9 protein-coding genes are annotated in these 12,119 nt (G+C 71.8%); 3 read left to right on the plus strand and 6 right to left on the minus strand.

The annotated features are described in order from the left end of the window. Positions 1 to 57: 57 nt before the first annotated feature. The 5 genes from N4G70_RS00960 to N4G70_RS00980 form a co-directional block, all read right to left on the minus strand. Entirely contained in the window at positions 58 to 843 is a 786-nt protein-coding gene (locus tag N4G70_RS00960) for an amino acid ABC transporter ATP-binding protein (protein ID WP_261710418.1), read from the minus strand. Continuing rightward, on the minus strand, positions 833 to 1,483 hold the full coding sequence (gene ehuD / locus N4G70_RS00965) for an ectoine/hydroxyectoine ABC transporter permease subunit EhuD (protein ID WP_261710419.1): 651 nt from the start codon (positions 1,481 to 1,483) through the stop codon (positions 833 to 835). Before ehuD ends, N4G70_RS00960 begins: the two co-directional genes overlap by 11 nt. Next, the gene (ehuC, locus tag N4G70_RS00970) at positions 1,480 to 2,139 is read right to left on the minus strand and encodes an ectoine/hydroxyectoine ABC transporter permease subunit EhuC (protein WP_261710420.1); all 660 of its coding nucleotides are present in this window, start codon (positions 2,137 to 2,139) and stop codon (positions 1,480 to 1,482) included. Before ehuC ends, ehuD begins: the two co-directional genes overlap by 4 nt. Continuing rightward, entirely contained in the window at positions 2,136 to 3,014 is an 879-nt protein-coding gene (ehuB, locus tag N4G70_RS00975; RefSeq protein ID WP_261710421.1) for an ectoine/hydroxyectoine ABC transporter substrate-binding protein EhuB, read from the minus strand. The genes ehuC and ehuB overlap by 4 nt, the downstream gene beginning before the upstream one ends. 76 nt (positions 3,015 to 3,090) lie before the next feature. Next, positions 3,091 to 4,491, minus strand: coding sequence for an amidase (locus tag N4G70_RS00980; RefSeq protein WP_261710422.1), 1,401 nt, complete (start codon positions 4,489 to 4,491; stop codon positions 3,091 to 3,093). Positions 4,492 to 4,735: 244 nt separating this feature from the next. Between N4G70_RS00980 and N4G70_RS00985 the strand changes: the two genes are divergently transcribed. Together N4G70_RS00985 and N4G70_RS00990 are read left to right on the plus strand one after the other, a co-directional pair. Further along, entirely contained in the window at positions 4,736 to 5,806 is a 1,071-nt protein-coding gene (locus tag N4G70_RS00985) for an LLM class flavin-dependent oxidoreductase (RefSeq protein WP_261710423.1), read from the plus strand. An 877-nt stretch (positions 5,807 to 6,683) separates the two neighbouring features. Further along, on the plus strand, positions 6,684 to 8,384 hold the full coding sequence (locus N4G70_RS00990) for a glycosyl hydrolase family 18 protein (protein WP_261710424.1): 1,701 nt from the start codon (positions 6,684 to 6,686) through the stop codon (positions 8,382 to 8,384). Positions 8,385 to 8,462: 78 nt separating this feature from the next. On the opposite strand, the gene N4G70_RS00995 is transcribed toward N4G70_RS00990, so the two are convergent. Beyond that, positions 8,463 to 10,451 (minus strand): putative bifunctional diguanylate cyclase/phosphodiesterase, encoded by a 1,989-nt coding sequence (locus N4G70_RS00995; protein WP_399033646.1) that lies wholly within the window; start codon positions 10,449 to 10,451, stop codon positions 8,463 to 8,465. 340 nt (positions 10,452 to 10,791) lie between these two features. On the opposite strand from N4G70_RS00995, the gene N4G70_RS01000 reads away from it, so the two are divergent. After that, positions 10,792 to 12,063 (plus strand): M6 family metalloprotease domain-containing protein, encoded by a 1,272-nt coding sequence (locus tag N4G70_RS01000; RefSeq protein WP_261710425.1) that lies wholly within the window; start codon positions 10,792 to 10,794, stop codon positions 12,061 to 12,063. The last annotated feature ends 56 nt before the right edge of the window (positions 12,064 to 12,119 follow it).

Here is a 12,119-nt window from a genome sequence, read left to right on the forward strand (position 1 = left end):
GGTCGGGGGGCGCTCGGATGGCCGGAACGTGAGGTCAGCGCCGTGCACGGCGCGTGGTCAGGCGATTGCGCCGAGGAACTCCCGGGTCCGCTCGTGGCCGGGGTCGCCGAAGATCTTCTCGGGCGGCCCCGACTCGATGACCTTGCCCGAGTCGAACATCATGACCTCGTCCGAGATGTCCCGCGCGAAGCTCATCTCGTGGGTGACGCAGAGCATCGTGATGTCCGTGGTGCGGGCGATGTCGCGCAGCAGGTCGAGGACGCCCGCGACCAGCTCCGGGTCGAGCGCGGAGGTCACCTCGTCCAGGAGCAGCACCTCCGGCCGCATGGCGAGCGCCCGGGCGATCGCCACGCGCTGCTGCTGACCGCCGGAGAGCTGGGCCGGCTTGGCGTCCCGCTTGTCGCCGAGGCCCACCAGGTCGAGCAGGTCGCGCGCCCGCTGCTCCGCCTCGTCGGCGGACAGGCCGAGCACCCGCACCGGCGCCTCGGTGATGTTGCGCAGCACGCTCATGTTGGGGAACAGGTTGAACTGCTGGAAGACCATGCCGATCTTCTTGCGGGCCTCCCTGCGCTCCTTCTCGCCGGCCGGGAAGAGGCGCGTCCCGTTGACCTGGATGGTGCCCGAGTCCGGGGTCTCCAGGGTCATGAGCAGCCGCAGGATCGTGGTCTTGCCGGAGCCCGAGGGGCCGATCAGGGTGACGTGCTTGCCCTTGCGGGCGGTGAAGCAGAGGTCGTCGAGGACGGTGTTGTCGCCGAAGCGCTTGGTGACGTTCTCGAAGCGGATCAGCTCGGCGCCGGACGTGGTGTTCTGCACGGGCGTCTCGGTCTGGGTCTCAGCGGACAAGGCGGCGCTCCAGGGATCGTACGAACAGCGAAGCCGGATAGGCGATGAGGATGAAGGCGACGCCGACGACGGTCAGCGGCTCGGTGTACTGGAATGTGCTCGCCCCCGCGAGACGGGACTGCTGGAGCATCTCCAGGACACTGATCCCGGCGAGCAGCGGGGTGTCCTTGAGCATGGAGATGACGTAGTTGCCGAGCGCGGGCGCGATGCGGCGGACGGCCTGCGGCAGGATCACCGCGAACCAGGTGCGGTGCGCGGGCAGGCTCAGCGCGGTCGCCGCCTCCCACTGGCCCTTGGGCACGGCGTCGATGCCGGCCCGGTAGACCTGTGCGGTGTACGTCGAGTAGGGCAGGCCGATCGCGAGGATGCCGGTGGTCAGGGCCGAGAACTTCACGCCCCACTCCGGCAGCACGAAGAAGAGGAAGAAGAGCTGCACCAGGAGGGGGGTGGTGCGGATGAACTCCGTGATCAGGTTGACCGGCCAGCGCACGAAGCGGGTCGGGGCCCGGAAGGCGAGCGCCCACACCAGGCCGAGCGAGAAGGAGATGAGGGAGCCGAGCGCGAGGATCTCCAGCGTGGTGAGCACACCGTCCCCGAAGCGCGGCATGAAGTCCCCCACGGCGGACCAGTTCCAGTTCACTGTGCGGCCACCCCCAGATTCGCCTTGGTGCGGCGTTCGAGTGCCTTCATGCCGCGGGTGATGGCGAAGGCGAGGACGAAGTAGATGACGAGGGTGACGGAGTAGATCTGGGCGCTGTCCTGGGTGGCCAGGCGCACCAGATACGCGGCGAAGGACACGTCCCCCACGCCGAGGAGGGAGACGAGCGCCGTGCCCTTGAGGAGTTCCACGAGCAGGTTGCAGAACGGCGGGATCATCTCCGGCACCGCCTGCGGCAGCAGCACGAGCCGCATCCGCTGCCAGGGGGTGAGGCTGAGCGCGATGCCCGCCTCGCGCTGGGCGGGCGCCACCGAGTTCAGCGCGCCGCGCACGATCTCCGCGCCGTAGGCGCCGTAGGACAGGCCGAGCGCGAGCACCGCCGCCCACATCGGGACCAACTGCCAGCCCGCGAGCGGCGGCAGCACGAAGAACAGCCAGAACATCAGGACCAGGGCCGAGGTCCCGCGGAAGATCTCCGTGTACGCGGCCGCCAGGAAGCGCACCAGGCGCGAGCGGTGGGTGCGGGCCAGGCCCACCCCGAAGGCGACCGCGGCCGCCAACGCCGCGCTGTACACGGTGAGTTGGATGGTGATCCAGATACCCGGCAGCACCCAGTGCTGCCACAGTCCCGCCGTCATCGGCACAGCTCCTTGGCGGTCAGGGTGGTCATCTCGGCCTGTGTGAAGCCGAAGGGCTTCAGGATCCGGAAGAGTTCGCCGCTCCGCTTCATGCGGTGGATCTCGGCGTTGAAGGCGTCGCGCAGCGTGCCGTCGGTGGGCCGGAAGGCGAAGCCGCCGCCGTCGATCTTCTTCTTGCCGTCGACGACGGCCCCGAACGCCTCGGTGGCCTCGGCCTTCGCGCTCTTCTTGGCGACCTCGCGCACGGTGAGCGCGGTGCCCGCGAAGGCGTCGACGCGCCCGGACTCGACCGCGTTCAGGCCCGCGACCTGGTCCTGGAGGATGACGATGTCCTTCTCGGGGAAGCCGGCGGCGACCGCGTGGCCGATCTGGGCGTAGCCGGTGCCGGTCGCGAACCGCGCCTTGGCGCGCACCACGTCCTCGTAGGTGCGCAGGTTCTTGGGGTTGCCCTTGCGGACGACGAAGGCGTCCAGCATCTGGTACTCGGGGTCGGCGAAGAGCACCTGGGCGCAGCGCTCCTTGTTGATGTACATCCCGGCGGAGACGACGTCGAACTGCTGGGAGTTGAGGCCGGGGATCAGCGAGGAGAAGTCGGTGGCCACGGGCTGTACGTGGCCGATGCCGAGCCGCTTGAAGATCACCTTGGCGAGTTCGGGGGCCTCACCGGTGAACTCCCCCTGCTCGTTCACATACCCGTACGGGACTTCACCGGCGATACCGAGCCGCACCGAGCCCCGCGACTTCAGGCGCGCGAGCGCGTCGCCCTGCGGGACGCGGGAGCAGGCGGCCGCGCCGGTGAGCGCGGCGGCGGCGGCCCCGGTGAGCAGGGTGCGCCTGGGTATGGAGGGTCTGGGGCGTGAGGTAGCTCGTGCCATGGCGGCGCGGCTACCCGTCTTTATCCGGCCCACACCCCCCAGTTTTCGGCGCGCCGCGCGGGTCCGCCCGCCGGCCTCACCTGCGCGAGGACCCGGGGAAGGCCGCCGCGGCCCGCAGGACGGCCCGCTCCCCGTAGCGCGCCGCGACCAGCTGGAGGCCGATGGGCAGGCCGTCCGCGTCCGTGCCGACCGGGACCGTCGCGGCCGGCTGCTGGGTCAGATTGAACGGATACGTGAACGGTGTCCATCCCGTCCAGCGCCGGAGGCCCGAGCCGGCCGGCGCCTCCCGGCCCGCCTCGAACGCGGTGATCGGCAGGGTCGGCGTCGCGAGGATGTCGTAGCGCCGGTGGAATCGGGCCATCCGCCGTCCGAGCTCGATCCTGGCCTCCTGGGCCGCGAGCAGATCGAGGGCGGAGAGGCGCGCGCCGCGGGCCGCGATCTCCCGGAGGCCGGGATCGATCAACGCCCGCTGCTCCAGGCTCAGTCGGTCGACGAGGCGAGCCGCCCCCGCGTTCCACAGGGTGTGGAAGGCGTCGACCGGATCCGCGAAGTCGGGGTCGGCCTCCTCCACGTACGCGCCGAGTTCCGCGAGCCGGGTCACCGCGGCCCGGACCGCCGCGGCCACCGCCGGGCGCACCGCGACCTGGCCGCCGAAGGAGGGCGAGTAGGCGATGCGCAGCCCCTTCACCCCGGCCGCCGCGTCCTCGGCGAGAGCCGCCGCGTAGGAGTGGGCCGGGGGTTCCAGGGCGGTCGGGTCGCGCTGGTCGGCGCCGCTGATCACATCGAGGAGCAGAGCGGCGTCCGCCGCGTCCCGGGCGAGGGGGCCCACATGGGACAGCGTGCCGAACGCGCTCGCGGGGTGCAGGGGGACGCGGCCGTATGTCGGCTTGAGGCCGAACACCCCGCAGAACGAGGCCGGGATGCGGATCGAGCCCCCGCCGTCCGTGCCGAGCGACAGGGGCGCCGCCCCGGCCGCGACCGCCGCCGCGCTGCCCCCGCTGGAGCCGCCCGTGGTGCGCGCCGGGTCGTGCGGGTTGCGGGTGATGCCGGTACGCGGCGAATCGGTGACGCCCCTCCAGCCGAACTCGGGGGTGGTCGTCTTGCCGACCAGCACCGCGCCGTGCTCGCGAAGGCGTGCGACCGAGGGCGCGTCCTCGTGCCAACTCCCCTTCTCCGCGATGGCGTTGGAGCCGACGAGGGTCGGACCTCCGGCCTGGAGCAGGGTGTCCTTCACCGATACCGGCACCCCGTCGAGGAGCCCCACGGGCTCTCCCGCGTGCCAGCGCTCGGTGGCGGCGCGGGCCTGGGCCAGAGCCGGTTCGGTGTCGATCCGTACGAACGCGTTGAGGCGGCCCTGCACCTCCTCGACCCGGGCCAGGACCGCCCGGGTCGCGTCCAGCGGGGAGAAGGTGCCCGCGCGGTAGCCGGTCAGTAGTTGACGTGCCGTCAGATCGATGAGTTCGCTCGGCTCGGTCATGCCTGGGGTCGTACCCATGCGGGTGCCGCCTCACGTGACCGGGCGCCCCCGGGTTTCCCGCCGGGGTGCCCGCGGGGCCGGGGGAGGGGCCGCCCGGGAATAAAACGGAGAGTGCCTCCTGTTGGCGGAGGGCAGGCGCTTCGTCCCCGGGACGGCCGCACTGTGTACGGGCCCGCGCCCCGCGCAGGGACCGAGACGAACCGAGCGAAACGAACCGAGCGAGACGAACTGGAGGCGCGGACCGGTGGATGTGGATGCGATTCGAGGGACGGCGGCCGGAACCGCACCCGTACCCCTGTCCGTGCTCGACCTGGTCACGGTGGGCAACGGCTACACCGCGAACCGTGCCCTGCGCACCAGCGTGGAGATCTCCAAACTGGCCGAGCGGCGCGGCTTCCACCGGCACTGGGTCGCCGAGCACCACTCGATGCCGGGCGTCGCCTCGTCCGCGCCGGCCGTGATCCTGGCCCACCTCGCCGCCCACACCTCGCGCATCCGGCTCGGCTCGGGCGGCGTGATGCTGCCCAACCACGCGCCGCTGGTGATCGCCGAGCAGTTCGGCACGCTGGAGGCGATGGCTCCGGGCCGCATCGACCTCGGGCTCGGGCGGGCCCCCGGCACCGACGGGGCGACGGCCGCGGCGCTGCGCCGCACGGACCGGCTCAACGAGGGCGCCGAGGACTTCCCGCAGCAGCTCGCCGAGCTGACCCGCTTCCTCGACGACGACTTCCCCGACGGGCACCCCTACGCCCGCATCCACGCGGTGCCGGGCCCCGTGCAGGGGCCGGCCGCCCGCCCGCCGATCTGGCTGCTCGGCTCCTCCGGCTTCAGCGCCCGGCTGGCCGGCACGCTCGGGCTTCCGTTCGCGTTCGCGCACCACTTCTCGGCGGCGAACACGGTCCCCGCGCTCGACCTCTACCGCGACTCGTTCCGCCCCTCGGAGCTGCTCGACGCGCCGTACGCGGTGATCGGCGTCTCGGCGCTGGCCGCCGACGACGAGCGCGAGGCCAGGCGCCAGACCCTCACCAACGCGCTGTCGATGGTCCGCCTGCGCACGGGGCGGCCCGGGCTCGTCCCCACGCCCGAGGAGGCCGAGTCCTACCAATTCAGCGCGCTGGAGCGGGAGTTCGTCGACAGCTGGCTGTCCAACGTGATCTCCGGAACGGCGGACGAGGTACGAGCGGGCCTGGACAGCCTCCAAAAGCGCACGGGGGCGGACGAGTTGATGCTCACGGCGAATGCGCATGGTCCTGAGGTGAGGGTGCGGTCGTACGAGTTGATCGCCGACGCGTACGACATGCCTCCGGCGGTGTAGGGGGGGCTCGGCCTCCCTGGGCGCCCCCCACCGAGGACTCGGCCTCCCGAGGCGCGGTTCGGCCCAGGACTCGGCCTCCGGAGGCGCGGTTCGGCCTCCCGGGGCGCCGCCCCGCCGATGGCTCGGCTTCCGGAGGCGCCATGCCGCCAGGGGCGCGGGGAACTGCGCGACCGGCCCCGCACGGTCCGCGGCCGATCTCGGGTTTGGGGCGCCGCCCGCGCGGGGGTTCGGCTTCCCGAGGCGCCACCCCGCCGAGGGTTCGGCCTCCGGAGGCGCCGTGCCGTCAGGGGCGCGGGGAACTGCGCGACCAGCCCCGCACGGTCCGCGGCCGATCTCGGGTTTGGGGCGCTGTCCCGCCGATGGTTCGGTCTCCGGAGGCGCCATGCCGTCAGGGGCGCGGGGAACTGCGCGACCAGCCCCGCACGGTCCGCGGTCGATCTCGGGTTCGGGGCGCCACCCCGCCGAGGGTTCGGCTTCCGGAGGCGCCGTGCCGTCAGGGGCGCGGGGAACTGCGCGACCAGCCCCGCACGGTCCGCAGGTGCGCTCCCGCCTGTTTGTCTTTGTCCGCCTGCCGTGCGTGGTTGTTCGCGCAGTTCCCCGCGCCCCTAGGGGGTTGGGGGATGGCCCCCTTGGGAGGGTCGGGAGGTAAAACCTGCCCGGTGGTTCAGGGAGTGGCGGGGGCCGGAGGGCCCCGGGAGGGTGGGGCGGGGGAAGGCGGGGCGGGGGCAACTCGGGCGTTGACAAGCGCTTTCGCGCCAGGATTGGTCTAGTCCTCAATTTGGTTCAGACCATTGACGCGACCAGCCCCCGCTCGCTATCACTTCTCCAACCGCCCTTCCCCGCACCCCCATGCGCCCCACCCCCCCCGGAGGCCGTCTTGCAACGCCGCAGACCCCTTGTCGCCGCCCTGAGCACCGCCGTGCTCGCCGCCGGTGCCCTGGCCGCATTCGCGGGCCTGGGTACCGCGTCCGCCGCCGACGCCGCCCCGAACGCGGCCGCACCCTCGACGGGGGGCGTGAAGATCGCGTACTACGACCAGTGGAGCGTGTACGGGAACGCCTTCTACCCCAAGCACCTCGACACCCGGGGCATCGCGGGCAAACTGGACGTCATCAACTACTCGTTCGGCAACATCCACCCCACCAACCTCACCTGTTTCGAGGCGAACAAGGCGGCGGGCGACGACAACAACGCCAACGCCGGTGACGGGGCGGGCGATTCGTTCGCCGACTACCAGAAGTCCTTCGGTGCCGCCGACAGCGTCAGCGGCGTGGCCGACACCTGGAACCAGCCGATCGTGGGCGTCTTCAACCAGTTCAAGCAGCTGAAGGCGAAGTACCCCAAGCTGAAGATCAACATCTCGATCGGCGGCTGGACGTACTCCAAGTACTTCCACGACGCGGCGCTCACCGACGCCAGCCGCAAGAAGCTCGTCTCCTCCTGCATCGACCAGTACATCGCCGGCAACCTCCCCGTCGAGGGCGGGTACGGCGGTGCGGGCGCGGCGGCCGGGATCTTCGACGGCGTCGACATCGACTGGGAGTACCCGGGCTCGCCCGACGGCCACCTCGGCAACCACTACGGCGCCGAGGACAAGGCCAACTACACCGCCCTGCTCGCCGAGTTCCGCAAGCAGCTCGACGCGTACGGAGCCGCGCACGGAGGCAAGCACTACCTCCTGACGGCGGCGCTCCCGGCCGGCCAGGACAAGATCAAGAACATCGAGACGGACAAGATCGGCGCGTACCTCGACTACGCGAACATCATGACCTACGACATGCACGGCGCCTGGAACGCGACGGGCCCCGCCTACCACCAGTCCCCGCTGGTGTCGCCCGCCAACGACCCGACCGACGTGATCAAGCCCGGCACCCAGAAGTACTCGATCTCCAACGCGATCGACTCCTGGATCGACGGAAACCCCGCCTACGGCATAGCGGGCGGCTTCCCGGCCAACAAGATCACGCTGGGGTACGAGTTCTACTACCGCGGCTGGAAGGGCGTCCCGGCGACCAACAACGGCCTCGGCCAGAGCGCGACCGGGCCCTCCAACGCGCGGCCCACCAGCCAGGTCGCGGGCACCGCGCTCTACAAGGAGCTGGGCGGCATCGTCGACAACCCGGCGACCACCTTCTGGGACGCCAACGCGAAGGCCTCGTACTTCTACAAGGACGGCGAGTTCTTCACCGGCCTCGACAAGCAGTCCATCCAGGCCCGCGCGGACTACGCCCACCAGCGGGGTCTGGCCGGCGCGATGATGTACAGCCTGCTCGGCCTGGACGACAAGGCGACCCTGCTCGGCCAGATCGCCGACGCGGTCGGCTCCTCGCCGTCCTCGACCCCGGACCCGACCCCGACGGGCACCACCACCCCGTCGCCGACGCCGACCGCTCCGACCAGCCCGTCCCCGACCCCCGGTGGCTGCGCCGCCGCGGCCTGGGACAGCGCCGCCACCTACACCGGCGGCAACCAGGTCTCCTACGGCGGTCACACCTGGAAGGCCCAGTGGTGGACCAAGGGCGAGCAGCCCGGCACCACCGGACAGTGGGGCGTCTGGCAGGACCTCGGCGCCTGCTGACCCGAGCCGCCCCCGCACACGCGGCCGCCCCGCCCCTCACCCTGTGGAGGAGCGGGGCGGCCGTCCGTTCGGGGGGCCTCAGACCTTCTGCGGGCTGTGCGCGATCATCTTGGCGATGCGGTCCGGGGTGACCGCCCGCGAGTAGAGCCAGCCCTGCCCGGTGTCGCAGCCGATCCGGGCCAGCCGGGACGCCTGCTCGGCGCTCTCCACGCACTCGGCGGTGACGGTGAGCCCGAGCCGGTGGGCGAGCTGGACCAGCGCCTCGACGATGGTCTCGTCGGCCGGGTTGGGGTGCGCGCCGCCCTCGTCGTACTGGAAGCCGCGCACGAAGGACCCGTCGAGCTTGAGGACGGAGACCGGCAGCCGGCTCAGATAGGCGAGGTTGGAGTACCCGGTCCCGAAGTCGTCGATCGCGATGTGCACCCCCATGTCGGAGAGCGCCTGAAGGGCCTGGAGCGGGCGGCCCGCCGAGCCCATCACCGCCGACTCGGTGAGCTCCAACTGGAGCAGATGCGGGGCGAGTTGGGTCTCCGCGAGGATCTCCGCCACGTCCGCCACCAGGTCGGAGTCCCACACCTGGCGCACGGCGACGTTGACGCTGACGAAGACCGGCGGCACGTCGGGGTGCGCGAGCTGCCAGCGCCGGGCCTGCCGGCAGGCGGTGCGCAGCACCCAGCGGCCGAGCTGCACCACCGAGCCGTCTTCTTCAGCAATTCCGATGAACCGATTCGGCGGAAGCGTCCCGAATTGCGGGTGGTTCCAGCGGACCAGCGCCTCCACGCCGTGCACGACGCCGTCGGCCATCCCCACCAGCGGCTGGTACTCCAGCGTGAACTCGCCCCGCTCCACGGCCGGTCGCAGCGTCGAGGACAGCGCCTGACGGGTCATGCGGTGGGCGTTGCGCTCGGGGTCGAAGAGGGTCCAGCGGGCCTTGCCGTCGGCCTTCGCCCAGTACAGCGTGGTGTCGGCGGCCTGCATCAGGCCGGTCGCCGTGGTGCCGGCGCTGGCCCGCTCCACCACCCCGATCGAGGCCGAAACCGACAGGCGCTGGCCCGCGAGGTCGAAGGGCTGCTGGAGCGCGTTCAGCACCGAGCGGGCCAGCTCGGCCAGTTGCTCCGTACCCGTCGAGTCCTCGACCAGTACCGCGAATTCGTCGCCGCCGAGCCGCGCCACCAGATGGCCGCCGCGCGCGTACCCGGACTGGTCCGCGCACTCGGTGAGCCGGGCCGCGACCGCGCTGAGCAGCCGGTCGCCGACCCGGTGGCCGAGCGTGTCGTTGACGGCCTTGAACCCGTCGAGGTCGAGATAGCAGATCCCGATGCGGCCGGTGCCGCCGTCGTCGTACGCGGACGCTTCGAGGGCGGAGGTGAGCCGTTCGAAGAACAGGGTGCGGTTGGGCAGCCGGGTCACCGGGTCGTGCATCTGGAGGTGGCGCAGCCGGGCCTGGAGTTCGCGCCGGTCGCTGATGTCCCCGATCGACAGGAGCACGCTGGAACTGCCCGGTACGGGAGCGACGGTCACCTCGGCCCACAGCGAGCGCCCGTCGGGGTGCTTGAGGCGGCGGGTGCAGCGGAACCGGGTACGGGCGCCGCGCAGCACTTCGCGGTAGGCGTGCCAGGCGCGGTTGTCGGCGGCGAGGTCGACGAGCTCGGCCGCGTCCTGCTCGCGCAGCGCGTCCGGGTCGGTGCCCAGGAGATCGGCGAGCGCGTCGTTGGCGACGACGACGGTGCCCTCGCGGTCGACGACCGCCATCGCGAGGTGGGCGGCGTTGAACGCGGCTTGGTAGTCGCGCAGTTCGGAGGGGGAGGGGCTGTGCCGCTCGGCCCGCTCGGCCCGCGGGTCGCCGAGGAACTCGGCGGGCCGTGCGGCGGGTGTGCCGGTGCGTCGCGCCGCGGAGGGGTCCGGCGCGGGGCCGTCGTGCTTCGGTGGGTGCTCGGGCAGGGGGTTTCCGGCACGTTCCGGGGGGCGGTCCGCCAGGGCGCCCGCGATCCGGTCCGTATGACGCTCTGTGACGGGCGGCCGGATGGTCCCGGGCCCTTGACCCGGTCCTTCGGAGGTTCCGCTCACCGCTGGCTCCCGCAGTGCATCGAAGTTGTGCAGAGGTAGTACGGAGTGTTTCGACGTCTTCGGCCGGGGTGGACGACGGCCCGGTGAGGCCGGATCCACGCTGGAAAGTGTGCCGATCATAGAGGCTGGCGCAACGCGCGATCCAGCTTCGCCGTCGTGATCAAGCGCACCTGGAGTCCCGTGTCGATCGTTGCCCGATCGTTTCTGCGCGGGTGTGGCCGGGATCGGGCCGCCGGTGATCGGTCGTGACTTTGCGTAAGTCACCGGGGTGTCGGCCCCCTCACCCTTCTGGGGCAGGGAAACAGGGCATATCCGTAGAAACCTGCACAAAGTGGGTGGGATGTCCCGCATCCCGTCCCCGGAGGTCGACGTGCAGCGTCAGCAGACACCCGGGGGAGTGGAGCGCGCCCGGCTGCGCGGTGCCGTGGCGGCGCTCACCTCCCTAGCGGCGCTCGCCGCCATCTCGCTGGTCTCCGGGCCGGCCGTGGCGGCGAACTCCGCGGTGCCGTGCGCCCTGCCCAGGACCGACGCGCACCACTCGCTCGGCGTCGACACCTGGAACCCGGCCTACCCGCGCCCCGTGCGCACCCTCAACGCGGGCATGGTCTTCCTCTCCTTCCCGGACTCGAAGCCGGCCGTCACCCCCGACGAGCTCGTCGCCGACTACTTCCCCGCCACCAGCCGCTTCTTCGAGCAGGCCTCGTACGGCACGTTCCGCCTGAACCCCCAGCCGCAGCGGCACTGGGTGCGGATGCCGGCCGCGTCGACCTCGTACCGCATACAGCGCGACTGGGACCCGGGCCTGCGCACGCGCTATCTGACGGACGCGATCCGCGCCGCCGACGCCACGGTCGACTTCTCGACGTTCGACATCGTCTATCTGGTCGCCGACCCGGACGCGCCCGGTGTGGACTCCGACGCCACCAAGGTCGTCAACTTCGACCGGCCGGTGCGCGCGGACGGCCGGGACATCAACCGGGTGGTGACCGTCTTCGAACGCCACCCGCCGGACCGCAACGTGCTGGCACACGAGACCGGGCACGTCTTCGACCTGCCCGACCTCTACCACCGCCCGCAGGACGGCAAGAACGGCGACTGGGACACCTATGTCGGCGACTGGGACGTCATGGGCAGCCAGTTCGGCACGGCGCCCGACCTGTTCGGCTGGCAGAAGTGGAAGCTGGGCTGGCTCGACCGGCAGGAGGTCACCTGTGTGACGGGCGACGGCACCAGCCGGTTCACGCTGGAGCCGCTCTCCGCCTCCCTCGCGACGGCCGGCCTCACCGGCAAGCGCCTCGCGGTGCTCCGGACCGGCGAGGACCGGGCGATCGCCATCGAGGTGCGGGACTCGGGCGGCCTGGACCGGGCCAGTTGCAGCCAGGGACTGCTCGTCTACCGGGTCCGCAGCGGTTCTTCCTCCGGCGGGGGTCCGGTCGAGGTGCTCGACGCGCATCCGGACACCGAGGCGTGCTGGGAGCGGTCGGTGTACCCGGCGCTCGCGGACGCCCCGATCGCGCTCGGTGAGACGTTCACCGTGCCCGGCGAGGGCATCCGGATCGAGGCCGAGGGGCGGACGAAGTCGGGCGCCTGGACGGTCAAGGTCTCCCACTGAGAACCCGCCCGGCACCATCAGGGCCAGGACACGAAGAAGCCCCCCGCTCGCGCGAG

It is taken from the genome of Streptomyces sp. ASQP_92, assembly GCF_025399895.1.
Lineage (GTDB): Bacteria > Actinomycetota > Actinomycetes > Streptomycetales > Streptomycetaceae > Streptomyces.